Origin of the sequence: Streptomyces sp. NPDC059851 (assembly GCF_042732005.1) — a bacterium.
Lineage (GTDB): Bacteria > Actinomycetota > Actinomycetes > Streptomycetales > Streptomycetaceae > Streptomyces.
Genome location: NZ_JBHWJJ010000169.1, coordinates 1 through 15,947 on the forward strand (window position 1 = coordinate 1; position 15,947 = coordinate 15,947).

The 15,947-nt window shown below is 69.2% G+C and carries 9 protein-coding genes and 5 pseudogenes; 7 read left to right on the top strand and 7 right to left on the bottom strand.

Annotated elements, in window-relative coordinates:
* Positions 1-329 precede the first annotated feature (329 nt).
* Together ACFV7Q_RS34710 and ACFV7Q_RS34715 are read left to right on the top strand one after the other, a co-directional pair.
* Positions 330-1,164: pseudogene (locus ACFV7Q_RS34710) on the top strand (IS5 family transposase); the annotation flags it as partial.
* 161 nt (positions 1,165-1,325) lie between these two features.
* Positions 1,326-1,913, top strand: a complete 588-nt coding sequence (locus tag ACFV7Q_RS34715) for a hypothetical protein (protein WP_385434860.1) — start codon at positions 1,326-1,328, stop codon at positions 1,911-1,913.
* A 909-nt stretch (positions 1,914-2,822) separates the two neighbouring features.
* Here the strand turns inward: ACFV7Q_RS34715 and ACFV7Q_RS34720 are convergent.
* The 3 genes and pseudogenes from ACFV7Q_RS34720 to ACFV7Q_RS34730 form a co-directional block, all read right to left on the bottom strand.
* Entirely contained in the window at positions 2,823-3,356 is a 534-nt protein-coding gene (locus tag ACFV7Q_RS34720; RefSeq protein WP_385434862.1) for a hypothetical protein, read from the bottom strand.
* Entirely contained in the window at positions 3,353-5,224 is a 1,872-nt protein-coding gene (locus ACFV7Q_RS34725; RefSeq protein ID WP_385434876.1) for an amidase domain-containing protein, read from the bottom strand. Before ACFV7Q_RS34725 ends, ACFV7Q_RS34720 begins: the two co-directional genes overlap by 4 nt.
* A 291-nt stretch (positions 5,225-5,515) precedes the next feature.
* A pseudogene (locus ACFV7Q_RS34730) lies at positions 5,516-7,288 on the bottom strand (DNRLRE domain-containing protein); the annotation flags it as partial.
* 341 nt (positions 7,289-7,629) lie between these two features.
* On the opposite strand from ACFV7Q_RS34730, the gene ACFV7Q_RS34735 reads away from it, so the two are divergent.
* The 3 genes and pseudogenes from ACFV7Q_RS34735 (at position 7,630) to ACFV7Q_RS34745 (ending at position 9,970) form a co-directional block, all read left to right on the top strand.
* Positions 7,630-8,358, top strand: a complete 729-nt coding sequence (locus tag ACFV7Q_RS34735; protein WP_385434864.1) for a hypothetical protein — start codon at positions 7,630-7,632, stop codon at positions 8,356-8,358.
* Positions 8,359-8,466: 108 nt separating this feature from the next.
* A pseudogene (locus ACFV7Q_RS34740) lies at positions 8,467-8,727 on the top strand (restriction endonuclease); the annotation flags it as partial.
* Between the two features lie 49 nt (positions 8,728-8,776).
* Positions 8,777-9,970, top strand: a complete 1,194-nt coding sequence (locus ACFV7Q_RS34745; protein WP_385434866.1) for an integrase — start codon at positions 8,777-8,779, stop codon at positions 9,968-9,970.
* Positions 9,971-10,984: 1,014 nt separating this feature from the next.
* On the opposite strand, the gene ACFV7Q_RS34750 is transcribed toward ACFV7Q_RS34745, so the two are convergent.
* Positions 10,985-11,416: a transposase gene (locus ACFV7Q_RS34750; RefSeq protein WP_385434868.1), complete on the bottom strand. Its 432-nt coding sequence runs from the start codon at positions 11,414-11,416 to the stop codon at positions 10,985-10,987.
* A gap of 166 nt (positions 11,417-11,582) precedes the next feature.
* Between ACFV7Q_RS34750 and ACFV7Q_RS34755 the strand changes: the two genes are divergently transcribed.
* Positions 11,583-12,656, top strand: a complete 1,074-nt coding sequence (locus ACFV7Q_RS34755; RefSeq protein ID WP_385434870.1) for a serine hydrolase domain-containing protein — start codon at positions 11,583-11,585, stop codon at positions 12,654-12,656.
* Between the two features lie 141 nt (positions 12,657-12,797).
* Here ACFV7Q_RS34755 and ACFV7Q_RS34760 read toward each other — a convergent pair whose 3' ends face one another.
* The 3 genes and pseudogenes from ACFV7Q_RS34760 to ACFV7Q_RS34770 form a co-directional block, all read right to left on the bottom strand.
* A complete protein-coding gene (locus ACFV7Q_RS34760; RefSeq protein ID WP_385434872.1) occupies positions 12,798-13,208 on the bottom strand; it encodes a hypothetical protein in 411 nt (136 codons plus the stop codon).
* A 1,052-nt stretch (positions 13,209-14,260) separates the two neighbouring features.
* Positions 14,261-14,950, bottom strand: coding sequence for a GNAT family N-acetyltransferase (locus ACFV7Q_RS34765; RefSeq protein WP_385434874.1), 690 nt, complete (start codon positions 14,948-14,950; stop codon positions 14,261-14,263).
* A pseudogene (locus ACFV7Q_RS34770) lies at positions 14,944-15,707 on the bottom strand (ISAzo13 family transposase); the annotation flags it as partial. The pseudogene ACFV7Q_RS34770 and the gene ACFV7Q_RS34765, both read right to left, overlap by 7 nt.
* A gap of 60 nt (positions 15,708-15,767) precedes the next feature.
* Between ACFV7Q_RS34770 and ACFV7Q_RS34775 the strand changes: the two are divergent.
* Positions 15,768-15,947: pseudogene (locus tag ACFV7Q_RS34775) on the top strand (hypothetical protein); the annotation flags it as partial.

Genomic DNA, 15,947 nt, shown 5'->3' on the forward strand with positions numbered 1-15,947 from the left:
ACGCCACCCCCGCAACTACCTCGCCTTCCTCGGACTCGCCGCTGCCCTGTGCTGCTACAAGCGACTCGCCCGCCTCACCACATAGGACACGGTCTTACTGGGTGTTTCGTCTCTGAAATCGCCGCTTCGCCCCGGTTCTCGGGGTGTGCGATCGGCTCTCTTGCGTTGGCCCCAGAGGCTGTGGTGACAGGAGTGCCGCTTGCACGCGAATGTCCGCCCGAACTGTGCACTTCGTTTTGTCTCATTCCAAAAGGCCAGGCCGGAGAGCATCTGTCTGCCCACTCCCGCCACCCCTGGGCAGAGTGACGATCCTGCAGTATGCCGTCGATATGACGGATCGTCGACCGTATCCAAGCGACCTGTCCGACGCTCGCTGGGCCTTGGTGGAACCAACTCTGACAGCCTGGCGCCAGGCCCGGACTGCACGCGCCCTCGCCTTCGGCCGGCCACCCGAGCACGACCTGCGAGATCTCCTCGACGCGATCCTCTACGTCGACCGCCCGGGCATCCCCTGGCGCTACCTCCCGTACGACTACCCACCCCACCAAACGGTCTACGCCTACTTCGCCCGATGGCAGCGAGACGGCGTGTTCGAGCAGCTCAACGGGCTTCTACGCCGTCTGGTCCGCGTCAGCGAGGGCCGCGATCCGGAGCCGACGGCCTGCATCATCGACTCTCAGAGCGTCAAGACCTCCACCACCGCCCCCGCCACCACCCAGGGAGTGGACGTTCGGGAAGAAGATCGCCGGCCGGAAGCGGAACATCGTCACCGACACCATCGGACTTCTCCTCACGGTCCTGGTCACCGCAGCCAGCGTCCAGGACAGCACCGCCGGCCGACAACTACTGACCAAAGTGGCTGCCGACCACCCGACCGTGCACAAGACCTGGGCCGATATGGGCTACAAGACCGCCGTCGTCGAGCACGGCGCCACCCTCGGCATCGACGTCGAGATCGTCCGACGCGACCCCACGACCAGGGGATTTGTGGTCCAGCCCCGCCGCTGGGTCGTCGAGCGAACCTTCGGCTGGCTGATGAACCACCGCCGCCTGGCCCGCGACTACGAAGCCCTCCCGGCCCGCTCCGAAGCCAGGGTCCACGTCGCGGTGATCAACCTCATGACCCGCCGACTGACCGGCGAAACCACCCCGACCTGGCGCGGAATTGGACCCACAAGCAGGGATGAAACGCCCAGTAGTCGTCTGGGACGCCGAAGCGGGCCGGCTGTCGTTCGAGGCGCTGCAGCACCGCGCTGCAGCACCGCGCCCGCGGCGCCCCGGCCCTGGCCGCCCGATGGCCGGCCTACTTCGTCGCGTTCGACGTCTTGCAGCAGGACCGGGTGGAGGTGCTGCAACGCCCTTACCAGGAGCGGCGCGCCCCACTGGAGCAGTTGTTCACCGACCGCACCCTGACGGCCCCATGGGTGCTCGTCCCGATGACGACGGACCTGGCCAAGGCGCGGGAATGGCTGGAGACCTGGACGGACGTGTCCGGGGTCGAAGGCCTGCTGATCAAACCCCTGACCAGCAAATATCTCCCTTCGTACCGTGGGTGGACCAAGGTCCGCCGCAGAGACACCACCGAAGCAATCATCGGCGCCGTCACCGGCACCCTGACCCACCCCGGACTCCTCGTCCTCGCCCGCCACGACCAAGCCGGCCGGCTTCGCGCGGTCGGCCGGACCGTACCGCTGCGCCCGGAGCAGGCGAGGCAGGTCGGCGAGCACCTTTCCGTGGCCGGCCCGGGGCATCCTTTCGAGGGGGTGCGGTTCGCGGCGTCGTGGGGGAGCCGTGACGTTCTGGACGTGGTGCTCGTCCGCCCGGATCTGGTGGCGGAGGTCAGCGCCGATCGGGCCGTTGACTTGGGCGTTTTTCGGCACCGCTCAGGTTCCAGCGGATCCGCCTGGACGTGACCGCCGCCGACGTCCCGCGGTTCGGCCAGGGCCCGGCCGCGGCCGCCGGCTGACCGCAGAGGACGCTGCCGGCGGCGTGCCGGCGAACTGGTTCTTCGGGTGCTGGCACCGATGGGTGCCAGCACCCGTTTCATGTCCCCCGCAGGAGTGAATCCGGCCCTCGCGTACGCGTAGGCGGCTTGTGCGGTGCGCTCCCAACTCACCCCGCAATCTGGGCTATTGGCAGCAAACAGGATCTTTGGGCACGTTTCCGGCGCGGCTCGATGGTCGGGCCGCCTGTTGTGCGACCGGAGTGCGGTTCATGGTGCGTTCGGTGCGTGAGGTGTACGGCGAGGGGCAGGCCGCGGGCCGGCTGCGGGTGCCTCTGGCGGCCTGGCGGTGGGCTGCGGGTTCGGGCCTGGTCCCGCCGGCGGACGCTGGCCCGGGGCATGGTCGCGGGCGGTGGTGGAGGCCGCCGACCCGGAGCAGGCCCCGCGATCGGTCACATGTAGTCGCCGCGGTTGGCCATCTTCCCGGTGTTCCATGCCCGCTGACAGCGGCTGCAGGCGGCACGCTGGGCGCCCCAGCGTGTCCACGCCGTCGTCTGCGAGCTGCTTCGTCCCACCCTGTTGTTGTGGAAGTCCGCCATGGAGTCGGCACGGTCCTTCCTTGCCGGTTACTCGTCTCCGCTGCACCGACACCCCTCTGACCAGCCTGTTCTCGCCAACGGGAAAGGGCGCCGTTCCGCGGAACGATCCACGGAACGACGCCCCCAGCGACGAGAACTCCGGCTATCTCAAAGCGGGGTCTTCGAGCCGAGGCCCCTGGAGTCTTGGGAACCCACTCGGGAGCCCGTGCCGCCTCCTTCGGGATCGGGCTCGCGTATGTCGACGCCAGCCGCCCTCTCCGGTGCTCCCGGCGCCGTTCAGCTCACGGGACCATCTTCGAACCGAGCTCGCCCGGCTTCTTCGGCACCCAGGGCGCCACGGCGGTGGCCTCGCCGGGCTCCGGCTCGGCCATGCTCACCCGGAAGACGCCCTTTCCGTCCATGTTCACGGGCAGGATGTAGATCTCCTTGATCTGGCCGGTGTCGTGCATGTAGAGCACTACGGTCTGACGGTACGAACCCTCGTCGTAGAACTCCGCGGTGACCTTCCCGCCGGCGCCCTTTCGGAAGGCGGCGATCCAGTTCTCGGCGGTCTTCTCGGTCGTGCCCCGATCCTTGCCGGGGTCGGCCAGGGCCGCCAGCCCGTCGGCGTCCCCGTCTGCGATCCGCCACACCACCTGCTGGGTGATCCCCAGGGTTCCCGTGGACGGATACCCGACCACGGCGAGCGGCGGGTGACTGCTGTAGTCCCCGGCGTACTGCACTTCGTCGGTACTGGCGTCCGCCGAGCAGCCGGTCAGCACACCGAGGGCCAAGGCGGCGCCGAACACGGCCCGCAGAACCGGTCCGGGCGTCACCGGGACCTCGGCCTCAGAGCGGCGACCGCCACGATCTTCCCCTCGTTCCTGGCGAGGATCTCGGGCAGGGTGCTGAGCGGTGCGTACCCGTGCTGGGCGATCTTCACCGTGCCTCCCTGGATGCCCCGCACCACGGCCGTGTGATTGTAGACGCGGTCCCCCCTGTACTGGAAGAACAGTATGTCCCCGGGACGCAGATCGTACGAGCGGTTGACGTAGCCCGGCTGGCGGTAGTTGAACATGTGGACGAACAGGTTCTGGGCCGCGGACCAGGTGTAGCTGTTCTTCTTCCACGACGTCCACGTGTTCTTCTTCCACCACGCGCGGTCCTGGAAGAACGCCCAATCGCGCATCTTCATGCCACCGCCGTAGTACAGCGACTTCGACACGAAGTTGGCGCAGTCGTTCCCCCAGAACTCCGGCTTGTCGTACGCGTGGGTGAGGGCCCAGCTCGCGGTGCCCGAGCCGTTGACGTAGGAGGCCGTACGGATGCCGGCCTCGGGCTCACCCGGCAGGGGGAAGCCGTCCGCGCCGAGCGCTATGGTCTCCACGCCGGACGGCACACTCGGGGCGTCGGCCGGGGTGGCGGCCACCTGGGATCCCGCCGCGGCCGTGGTGGAGAGGGTCTGCCCCGACTCGATGTCGTCGGCCTCGCTCTCCAGCTTCGCGGCGCCCGCGACGATGTTGAACACGAAGCGCCTGTAGCCGGAGTTCTCGGAGACCTCGTCGACGCCGTCGATCCGCGTGGTCACCGTCTGGACGACGGTGCTCCGCACCAGCACTCGGCCTTCCGGGCCGTTCAGGACCGTGGTGTCCGTCAGGGCCGACGAGGCTCCGACGTAGGCCTGGCTCTGTGTCGCCAGGGCCTCGCGCGTTCCGACGACGGGGTCTTCCTGCACGCCGAGCAGTTCTCTGAAGACGTCCGCGTGCGGCGATTCGGCGGCGGCGTCCTCAGCGGTGAGGCTCACTCCGGTCGTGACCTTGTTGCGGGCGCTCAGGTAGGCCTGGACGTAGTCCTTGTAGCGTGCGGCGCCGCCGGTCACGGCGGAGCCCTGGACCAGCGCGCTCCGTGACACCGGGCCGCTGCCCACGGCGTTCTTCGCCGTTACGGCGACCCGGTAGGAAAGCGTGTTGTCCAGGCCGGTGAAGACGGCGCGGGGTATCGCGCCCTCCGAGGTGGCGACCACCGTGCCGTCGCTCTTCTCCGCCTTCGCCACGTACGTGATGTCGCCGTTCGCGCCGCCGTCCATGGGCGGGTTCCAGGTGGCGAGCAGTCCCGAGTCGCCCGGGGTCGGTACGACGTCGTTGACCGCCCCCGGGGCGGTCGGCGGCAGGTACTCGATGGTCAGCCTGGGCCGATTGGCGACGTCCGTCGCCGCACCGGAGTGGTACTTCGCCGCGGTGTCGGTGCCAACCGTGAGGGCCATGCCCTCGTTGGTGCTGCGATCGGTCCAGGACTGCACCAGGATGCCGAAGTCGACCTCCGGCAGGGCCGTGTCCAGGACATAGGCATCAGTGCCGGCCGCGGTGAGGAGTTCCCTGCCGCTCTGTGCCGGCGTCCACGCAGTGGACAGCTCGTACACGCCGGGCTTCTGCGGCATGCACTGCGTGGTGCAGTCGGACCTGGTCAGAGCCAGCTTCGCGGAGGTGACGCGGGCTCCCGGCGGCAGGGCCGAGAGGTTCGCCTTCAGGTGAGTGGCCCACAGGTGGCCGTCGACCGTCCCGACCCGCAGTTCGCCGGCCGGCGAAGTGGCGCACCCGGCCGTGTCGCAGTCGGTGGCGGTCGACACGGCCGTGAGCGCTGTGTCCGTGAGCACCAGGGACTGGGTGGCGGGCATGGCGGGCAGGGCCGTGACCCGTACCGTCATGGTCTGCTCGGCCGACCAGGGCGAGCAGCCGACGCTGTCACAGGCTCGTACGGACCAGCGGTAGGTGGCACCATCCGTGAGCTTGCCCTCCGGGATCCCCAGGGCGGCCCGGCTGCCGCTCTCCGCTCCCACGGCAGGGAGCGGAAGACCGGGGATCGGGTTCCCGGCCGCGTCCTTCAGGGAGAACTCGGCGTTCACGCGGGTCTGGGCGGGGGACGAGACGACCGCGGAGAGGATGGGCGTCAGGGTCTGCTGGGCGCCGGCCTGCAGGTCGCGGGGGGCGTCGGGCAGGGGGCTGACCGTGAAGGTGGTCCAGTTGGACCAGGGGGACCAGCTGTTGCTGTAGTGCGTGCCGTCGTAGGGCGAGGTGCGGAAGCGGTACATGCGCCCGTGCTGGAGCACGCCCGCCGGTACGACGACGGAGGCGGGGGTGCCGGCCGGGACGAACGGCGAGACCAGGGTGTTGCCGACCTGGGTGTTGGTGGCGGCGTCGAAGATCTGGAAGGTGCCGTTGACCGTGTCGCCGTCCTTGTCCGCGAACGTGTCGCGCAGGGTGGGCGTCGTCGTCTCGACCCGCCAGGCGGGGGTCTTGTCCTGGACGAACGGAGGGCCGGCCTCCTGCTTGGTACCGGTCTGCGGACGGTAGTTGTACGTCACCGTCAGCTTCGGCGGGTTGGAGGTGGCGTTCGCGGAGTTGACGCGCTTCCACTGCCCGACGACCGACTCCGACGCGGCGCGCAGGCCCATGCTGGACAGCGGAGCCTTCGCGGACGCCCACGTCTGCACGAGGGTGGTCACGTCGGCGTTGATCCAGCCGTCCGGTGCCGAGCCGCAGCCGGGGTTGCCGCGGGTCTCGGTGGAGGTGGCGTACTGGGTGCCCATGGCGGGCTGGTTCGTCCAGCGCGACGCGGTGCTCGGGGTGCCGGAGTCCCAGACCTCCCACGGCTGCGCGACGCAGTCGGTGTTGCCCGAGTGGAAGTTCCACAGGGACAGCTTGGCGTCGGAGACGAGCGCGTCCGCGATCGGCGCCGTGTTCCACGTGATGAACGAGCGTGCGGTGCGGAAGGTGCCGTTCGCGTTCTTGGTGCCGGGGTTGCCGAGGTCGAGCTCGGTGTCGCCTGACCAGTCGACGGTCTCGCCCTGCTGGACGTAGGTGTCGAAGACGCTGCCCAGCGCGGAGGTCGAGGGATCCACGGTCACCGGGTACTTGGTGGCCGGGTCGGCGAGGAACTTCGCATCCGGGGTGACGACCAGGTCGACCGTGCCCCTGCCCTGGACGACCTTCATCGCCACCGGCACCTTGCGAGTGTGCTCGCCGGAGACTGGATCGACGGTGGAGTCCCACATCACCGGCGCCGGCATGACCGCGGTCTTCTTGCTCTTGCGGTCGGTGAACTGCACACTGCCGTCGGCCTGCTGCTCCACCTTCAGGCCCTTGGCCACGAGAGGCAAAGTGTACGAGTAGTTCCCGCCAGCCGGGCGCTGCTTCAGCTCGACGAACTGCTCGAAGCCGCCGCGGGTGGCCTCGATGACGACGTCACCGCCGGGCACGGCGTCGGTGTACTCCGCGCGGGCCCCGTCCAGCTTGGGGGACGGCAGCGCGCCCTTCCACTTGAGTGTGATCTGCTGGTCGCCCTCGCCCAGCGTGACGAGGTCGGTGCTGATGTAGTTGACGGACGGCGCGGCCTGGGGCACGGCCTTGGCCATCCGCGGGAGGCTGCCTGCTGCAAGCTTCAGTCCCTGAGGGTGGGCCTTGGACGCCACGGCCCCGTCCGGGCCCTGGCCCAGGGTCACGTCGACGGCGCGCCAGGCGCGTGCCTGCTGGTCGTAGAAGCGGATCGGTCCGGCGGCCACCTCGGTCGTGAGCGTACCGTTCGGGTTCACCCATGTGGTGGACGTCTCGGACCGCTCCGAGACCGCCTCCACTCGGTGCCCAGCCGTCCGCGCGGCCACCCGGGCGCGCGCGAGGTTGAGTTCTTCGGTCACGGTGCCGGACTTTGCCGCGGCGGCCGGGGCCGGAGCGGCGTCGGCCGGCTGCGAGCTCTGGAGCAAGGTGGCGGTCACGACGATCGCCGCTCCGCCCGCTATCCAGTGGGTGGTTCCCCAGGGCCCTCTTCCGCGGCGTCTTGCCGCGGAGAAGCGAGTAGCCATACTTCCTCGGTCTTTCTGCGAGTACCCGATGATCCAGGTACGAGAGGAGCAACCTAGCGCTCTGACCAGGCAGTTCTGTCCCAGAAACGGGCAACGAGGGCATAATTCCCGCCATGGTGACGCATTCGTGATGTGCCCTGCCACCAGACCCCGGAAGCTGGATGGTCCGTACTATTCGCCTCATGACGAGCGTCCGAACGCCCGATCCAAGCCACGCTTGACCATGACCTGCTCCGGGACGATTGAATACCCAAGTGATCGACTGGACGCAGGTGCTCGACCCCCTCGGGTCCGCCGGCCGAGTGCCCGCCCTTCTGGACCAAGTGGAACATGATGAAGGTGCCGAGGCATGGGATCACCTTTGGGACGCGCTGTGCCTCGAAGGTGAGACCGTGGTTCCGGCGAGCTTCGCCGCACTTCCACGGCTCGTGGCGCTCGGTCGGAGAAGTCCTGAGGCGCTGAGCCTGGCCGGGTCAATCATGCGCGGAGCCCTCCAGGACCACGGCGCTGACGACCTGCTGCTGAAATGCATCGACGTGGTGGCCCAACTACGGAAGCTGCTGGACCAACGACTGAAGTCGCGGCCGACAGGCTACCTCCATGCCTTCCGAGACCTGCTGGCCGCCTATGGCCAGTACCACTGGAGTGCCGTACTGGGCGACTTCGCGGACGACTTCTACCATCTGTGCTGCCCGTGCTGCGAGGTGAAGGTGACCGTTGCCATCGGCGACTACGGTCAGTACTCGGCCATCCGGGACTGGCATGCCGGAGATACAGAGAAGCGCGAACTGAAGCCCGCTTCGCCCGAAGACCTCGCCGGCACCGGACGCTGGATGTACGACACGGCCGTCCGCGACGGCCAGGACTGGCTCGCCAAAGGACTCACCTACCTCTTCGGGCGAGCCGAGTGCCCTCACTGCGCCAGCACCTTCGTCATCGCTGCGGAGTACACGGCCGCTAACCTCCCGTCCCCGGAAGAGTGATCACAGGCAAGACTTCTGGAGCAGGATTTCCGACGGCATCCAGCGTCACCGCTCCACAGAAGTTGAGCGAGAACCCGTTCTCGTGGACAAAGCCACTGCACCAAGGTACGCCGTGTGGGTGCGGCGAACGACCTGGGCGCCGACGTGATGGTCCGGCTGCCGGATAGTCGGAAGCTTGTGGTTCAGTGCAAGCGCTATGCAAAGCACCTCACCGTCGGCAGCCCGGACCTGCAGAAGTTCAACGGCACCGCGCGCAGCGAACACGGAGCAGAAGTCCCGCTCTTCGTCGCCTTGTGCAAGTTCACCAAGCAGGCCCGCGCCTTCGCAGCACGCCACGGCCTGGTCCTCGTCGACGTCTTTAGCGACTAACGGTTTGCTTCCGTTCGCCCTGTAGGCGACGAAGCGGAAGGAAGTCCTGGTGCGGAGCACGTTGGTGCTGGGTGACCTGCGGGTCCAGAAGATCAGACGGGCTGACGGCAGCTGGGCGTTCTCGATCCTCTGTCGGGACTGCTCGGTCGACGAAGAAGCCGAGAGCTACCTGCGTCTCTACGGGGGATCGGGTTCCCAGGAGCCCTATGCCTACTACCTCGTCGACCACCTTCGGTGGCGTCTTCGCGAAGGGCTGACGACGGAGACGACCAAACTGACGGGCCTCCACCGCTACCAGGGGGCGGTGGGTGCGCAAGTTCCGATGCTGTACGGGCAACCGTGGAGGTTGCCGCCGAAGCGTTCGTACAGCACGTCGGCCCTGTCGGTCTCGGCGGCAGTCCTGAAGGGCTTCTACCTGCACCAGTGCGTGGTGCGGGGCATCAACAACGAGCTTCGTGAGGCGCTGGACGTAGGCCGGCTGCCCACCCAGTCGGACCGCAGAAGGGCTTTCCTGGGGCATGCGATCACCTCGGTGCCGACGAACCCCCTGGCCCCGCGGCAGGGCACACGTCGCCGCCATCCGAAGATGCTGCCGGACGGCGCCAGGCCGGAGCTGATGGAGGCGGTGAACACTGCCCGGGACGAAATGGTCGTGACCTGGCTGTCCGACACGACCCTGCGGATCGGCGGCCTGACCGGCCTGCACCTGGTCGATCTGCACCTGCGCGAGAACGCCGACTGCGGTGAGTGCAAGAGCCCGCACGTCCACGTCTGCCACCGGCAGAACAACCCTAACCGGGCCAGGGCGAAGAGGAAGGAGGACTGGCGCCTGGTCGACGGCGTGATCACGGGCGGCGAGATCTACCGGGCGAGTCCGGCCATGGTCAGTTCCTACTTCAAGTACATGACGACGGAGTACGCGAAGTACGCCACGGGGCACGGCATGCTCCTGATCCAGCTCGCCGGACAGCAGATCGGTGAGCCGTGGACCGCGGACGCGGCCCGCGGGATGCTGCGGCGGGCCGGAAGGCGGGCCGAGCTTCCCGGCCGTATCAAGCCGCACGTGTTCCGGCACACCACAACCTCGAAGATCCTCGACGTCACGAACAACGACAGCTGGGTCGCCAAGGAGGCTGGCAACTGGGCGTCGGTGCAGACCATCGACGAGGTCTACGGGCACCCCGACATGCACTCCCCGGAGTTCGTCTCCGCACTGAAGTCGGTCTGGGGTGAGCCGGAGTGAACGAGCCCGTCCGCCACCTGCTGCCCCTCGTTGCCCCGGACCAGCCGAGCCGGACCACCGGCGACCGGCTGGAGCTGCTGCACACGCTGATGGAGGCGCCCGGGTCCGACGCCGGGCTGTTCCGGCAGGACATCATCCGTATCCCTGGGGACCATGACTCCTACGGATGGCTCTGCACGTCCCGCAGTGCGACCGAGCACAAGAACCCTGCCGGTCGTTCTGCCACGTTCATGATGCTGGGTGGCGCACGGCCCGGTAGGCCGGCGGCAATCTCGCCGGCTTCATGCGCACGGCCGAGCCCATGAAGCCGGTGTCCTGGTATCAGGCCGAGGACTGCACGATCTGTCCCGGGATCCCGGCCTGGGTAGAGGAAGGTGCGGTCCATCGCGGCTTGCCGGGCGATGCCGGAAACACTGATTCGGCCCCCGCGCTGGGTTGCGGCGTTGACCGCCTTGACCACACGCTGTCGGCGCCGGTCAGAGTCTGCCTTGCGGCCGTCGCTCATCGCGGAACTCACGCCGTCCTCCTCGGCCGGACATCAGGCAGGGGCTGACCGATCCGGGGCATCCCCAGCATCACGCTCCGCCCGCGGCGGACCATCGAGACCGCCTGTTTCCCGAGGAAACGAACCCACTCCGGTGCTGTCGCGCTCCCCGAATGCGGTACGCCCCCTCGGGAGGCCTCTTCAGCCCGCGGGGGTTCTCCGGGCAAGGACGGACGTGTCCTGTTTGCGCTGCCGTCGCCCTCGGGTGCGGGCTTGCACCCCCTCCCTGCCAGTCACTGCGACACATGATCGAAGCCACTGCCGCTGTCGTCGGGGTCGCTTCGCAGGAGAAGCCGGCTTGGTCAGGCGCGGCGATTCATGCCGCAGTGTTGACGGCCCCTCGCGCTCTGGCCGAGCCTGCGCACTGCGGCTGCGGCTGCGGCTGCGGCTGCGGCTGCGGCTGCGGCTGCGGCACGCGACGCGGGCTCGCTCTGCCGGTTCTTCTGAGCTTGTACGGAGAGTCGATGTGATCACGCACAAGGCAAAGAACAGGCAAAGCATCTGCAGACTTGCAGGTCGCGAAGGTGCTCTCCGCGCGAGGGAAGGTGAGCCGTGGGATCCGACCGTGCGCTCCTACTTCCGGCCGTGCTCTCCGCGCGAGCGGAGGTGACCCGCGCTGGTAGGACAGTCGCAGGGCTTCCGTGCCGTCTTCTCCGCGCGAGCGGAGGTGACCCGGTCGAGTTGTCGCCTTCGGCGTCGGCCTGTGCGAGCAGAGCCGTGAACACCTTCGCCCAGGTGCCGTCGGCGGCCCAAGCCCGCAGCCGGTTGTGAACGCCCTGCCACGAGCCGAACCGTTCGGGCAGGTCCATCCACGGCGTGCCGGTGCGGTACTTGAACGCGATCGCGTCGATGACCTGCGCTTCGGCGTCCGATCCGGCAGCAACGGCTCGATGCGGGCCCACTGGGCGTTAGCCAATGACACACGTCAACCAACGATCAGATGATCTGAAAGAAGCAGCCTAGTCTCTTTGGTCTCGGACGTTCTCCTCCTCAGGGCGCGCGGCGACGGTTCGGGAATCAGTCTCCGGGCGCTGTCGGCGGGTGTACTCACTCCCGCATGATCCGGACATGGACAAAGCTCAAAACCTCGACGCGCTCGCCCTGGCGACCGCGGAGCGGCTAGCCCGACGGCACGTCGGCGTCGCTGTCGCCGTCGTAGTCGGCGGACAGGTCGCATATGCGGCGGCGGGAACCACCGGAAGGGCCGACGGCGGGACACCGAGCGCCGACACGCTCTTCGAGATCGGCTCGGTGACGAAGACGTTCACTGCGCTGTGTCTGGCACGGATGGCGGTCGCTGGCACGGTGGAGCTCGATGAGCCGCTGGCCCGGCTCCTGCCCGAGGGCACGGCCGTACCCTCGCGGGGCGGACAGGAGATCACCCTGCGGCACCTGTCCACCCACACCTCCGGTCTGCCCCGGCTGCCCAAGGGCATGCTGTTGCGGGCCCTGCTGCGGCCTCGCACCCCCGATCCGTACGCAGGCTGCACCGCGGACGTGCTGCTGTCCGGGCTGGCCCACACCCGCCTCGGCTCCACCCCGGGCCGACGGGTGCGCTACTCCAACCTCGGTGCCGGCCTCCTCGGACTGGCCCTCGCCCGCCGCGCGGGCACCACCTACGAGCAACTGGTCACCACCCAGGTGTGCGCCCCGCTCGGCATGTCCGCGACCGGGGTGGCGGGTGACGCCACCCGACCCGGCCGACTCGCCCAGGGCCACGACAGCAGGCGCCGTCCCACCCCGCCGTGGAACTTGGCCGATCTGGCCGGGGCGGGAGGCCTGCGGTCGTCCGCGACCGACCTCGTGTCCTACGTACGCGCCCAGTTGGACTGCGCCGGCCCCGAGCTGGCGGAGGCGGTCCGCCTCACCCGGCAGGTCGAGCACCGCGACAACCGCTTCTCCTGGATGCACCTCGGCTGGCGGGCCCACCGCCTGCACCCCCGCCAGGGTGCCCACATGCAGATCTGGCACAACGGCGGAACCGGAGGCTTCGCGTCCTTCGTCGGCTTCGATCCCGAGACCGGCACGGCCGCGATCGTCCTGAGCAACACCCAGCGCCCCGTGGACGCCCCAGCCTTCGACCTGCTGCGGACCCTCCAGGACCAGGCCACCTCCCGCGACGCCCGCCCGGGCACAGTCTGACGCCTCGTCCGAGGCCGGGAAACGCCGCCATCAACGGTGATGGCCCTCGCACCCTCGCCCGCCCACAGGACGTGATCAAGCAGGCGAACACCGCTAGGTTCTGTCATTGATCAGGCCCGATACGGGAACGGCATACTCCGTTCACAGGGACGGGATCAGTCGTCCCACCACGGCTCGATGCCGCGCCGGCGGCGCCAGAACCCGCGCCGTCCGGCGATCGGCACCAGGATCGTCCACAGCACCGGACCCGACACGACCATACGCATCCGGGCTCGGGGCCGGCACGGGCCGCGCGGCAGGCGCCCCGACCGCGGCCGCGGAACCATGGCCGCGGCCGCCGATCCGGCCGCCGATCCGGCCGCCGGTACGGCGCCCTGCCCGGACAGAGGAAGGCAACAGCCCGATCGGCGCCGACGCCTTGGCGTGCGCGGCCGCAAGGAACCCCGCGACTTCGACACCGCGCCGGTCGAGGAGGGCCATCTCGACGGCCATGTCCGACCAGGCCGGGGAGGCCAGGATCGCGTCGCGCACCAGGCCTTCCGGCGTCGTCACCTTCAGCTGTTGCCCACCGGTCGGTGCCCTCTCCTCGCGGGCGGGGTCAGCGGGCCTTCCCCGGACAGGCCTTCGGCGGGCCGGGAGCACGGGGCGGCACACCGGTAACGGCGCCCGACGGGGTCGGGCCACGGCCCACCATCGGTGACGTCTGCGCCGTGCGCGCCGGTCCCGACCGTGTCGGCGGTGCGCCGGCCGCCGCGGCGGCCTCGCGCCGCAGCGGGGCGCAGCCGCATCGGCCCTCGTCCTGCGCGCGATACTGCTGCGCCTCATGCCAGCCGCGAAACCTCCACCGCCTCCACCAGCGCCACCAACAGCTTCAAGACCACCACCGCACCCCCGCCCCGGGCGGTACGCGGGCCCGCTTCAACGCCCGCGCCGACGCCCGCCAACCCGCCCGCGCCCGGCCCTGAAGCGAGCGCTCGCCCGGCGCCCGGCCGGCTGCTCGAACGCGTCCGCCGCCGCCACGATCCGCTCGCGCACCGCCCCGGGCGTGTAAGGCGGCGGCCGCCAGGAGGTCCCCCGAGCACGGCCACATCGCCTGCGCCCTCCGCGCGCCCCGAGGCGGACAACGCGGCCGCCGCCTCCCGCACCAGGCGCTCCGCCGCCGTCCAGTCCGCCGCCCCGACAGCAGGGGTGAAGCGCTCCCGCACGCGGGGCAGGGACAGGTCGTAGGCGAGGGAACTCCCGGAGAACCACACCGGCCTGCTCCCGGCATCCACACGGTCCCGGGGGGAGCGACCGCCCGAGAAGGACCGACCAGTCACGCAAGAGCCGACGATCCCGTGGGCGGCATGGGTACGGTCAGCACCTGCGATGCCACCACGCCAACCCTGGGTCTGCCATCGGCTCGTGATGCGTTCGCCTGAGGAGTACCGCGTCCAGTCGCTCCACCTGCATTCGGAGTTCGCTGGCGGCCTTTGGCGGAAGCATGAACAGAGCGGCTTGCAGCTTGTCCCGGGCCCAACCCTCGCCACAGCAGAGGCAGGAGAACTCCGCCTCCCATTGTCTCCACCGGCGCCTCGCACCGTGAACGCGCATGGACCACACGCTCAGCGCCACCGCCACGATGCCCGGAGACAATCGCTCCCGTTCGAGCACACGGACAGCGGCATTCGCCGCTCCCGACAGACCTGGGACATCGCGATACCGCACCTGCGGCCTACCCCAGCCGCGTTCCCGCGGCCGAAGTGAAGCTGGTGTTCTACGAGGCACGGCCCCTTCAGATGTAAGCCATGGGAGTCATCCTCCCACACCCATGATCGGCGGGACAGAACCTGGTACAACCCTGCAGACAACTGTCCAGCCCCCTCCCGGTGCAACCCTCTCCTGGGCCTTCGGCTCGTCCGGTGCTGAAGCGCGTACGTCTCGTACGGCACGGCGGACCCGTCGGCGGCGGGCTGGTCGGTGGTGCCGATGCGGGTGAAGCCGGCATTAGCCAGGACGCGGCCGGAGGCCGGGTTGGCGGGGTGGTGCATGGCTTCCACCCATTCTAGGCCAGCGGTGGTGAGGGCGAAGGCGACGACCTGCTGGGCGGCGTTAGTGGCGTAACCGTTGCCCCAGGTGTCCTCGCGCAGGATGTAGCTGATGGTCCCCATGACGGGCGAGCGGCGGAAGAGGGCGATGAGGCCGATCATCTCGTCGGCGGCGAGGATGCCCCAGCTCCACTGCGCCCTCGGCGTCTCGCCCGCCCGCGCGAGGGCGCTGCGAATCTTCTCTAAGGGCTTGCAGATGATTAACACGTCGTCTTGATCGTGGTGTCGGGATCGCTGCTCAGGGCGATGACCCGAGCCTGGAGGGGCGCGAGGGCAGCGGGTGGGGTGGTCGCCGGTTGGATTACGGTGCCGTGTGCTTCGAGCAGTTTCCTGATCTTCAGCAGGGTGCGGTGCATGGCTGTGCGGCTGCTGCCGAAGAGTACGGCGAGGGTTCCGCGGCCAGGGCGAGGTGCAGGGGGAGCACTGTGGCCAGGACCTGATCGGGGAAGGCGAGCCGGGGCGGGCGGCCGCGTCGGTCGCCTCCGTCCCGGGACAGAACCTGTGTGAGGTCATTCAGTTCCTGCGGGGACATGCCGGTGAGCGCGGGGTCGGACAGCAGGGCCTGGTTCCACTCCCGCGCTGGTGTCTGTGGAGCCCGGGCTGCCGGGATGGCCGTGGCCGGCTGCGGATGTAGGACGTAGTTCCAGTCGCCGTGGAAGCCATGGCGGGTCAGTGGCAGAGCCGCCATCTGCGCGTCACCGATCTGTACTCCGGTCGGGTAGGTGCTGGTGTCGAGTTCGGCATGCACCCGCAGTCCGGTGCGGGTGGTGGTTGCTGCGATGGACTGGACGATGACTTCATGGCTGGTCAGCGGGCGGCCCCGCCAGTTCATGGTGATGTGGGAGAAGAGGCGGTGCTCGATCTTGTTCCACTTCGATGTGCCCGGCGGGAGATGGCAGACGGTGATCGTGAGTCCCGTTTCAGCGGCGAGCATGGCGAGTTCGAGTTTCCAGGCCCGGGTGCGCCGCGTGGGGGCGGGTGAGCATGGTGCTACCGGAACTCCCGGGCGAAAGGAAGCACCGCGATGAGCCCCACTCACTCCCAGGCCGTCCTCGACGTGCCGCGCCACATCAAGTGGGCGGCGTACGCCATCCCCTTGTGCGCGCTGCCGTCGGGGCTGTGGCGCATCGCGCTCGTCGCCGGATGGCCCGACTGGTACGCCGGGCACGTCTGGCTCCCGGGAGAGCGGCCGTATGTGCTCTCG

Bases quoted from the DNA above. Each gene is read 5' to 3' on its own strand.
- ACFV7Q_RS34725 (WP_385434876.1), bottom strand. From the start codon at position 5,224: ATGACGGTACGGGTCACGGCCCTGCCCGCCATGCCCGCCACCCAGTCC.
- ACFV7Q_RS34755 (WP_385434870.1), top strand. From the start codon at position 11,583: ATGGACAAAGCTCAAAACCTCGACGCGCTCGCCCTGGCGACCGCGGAG.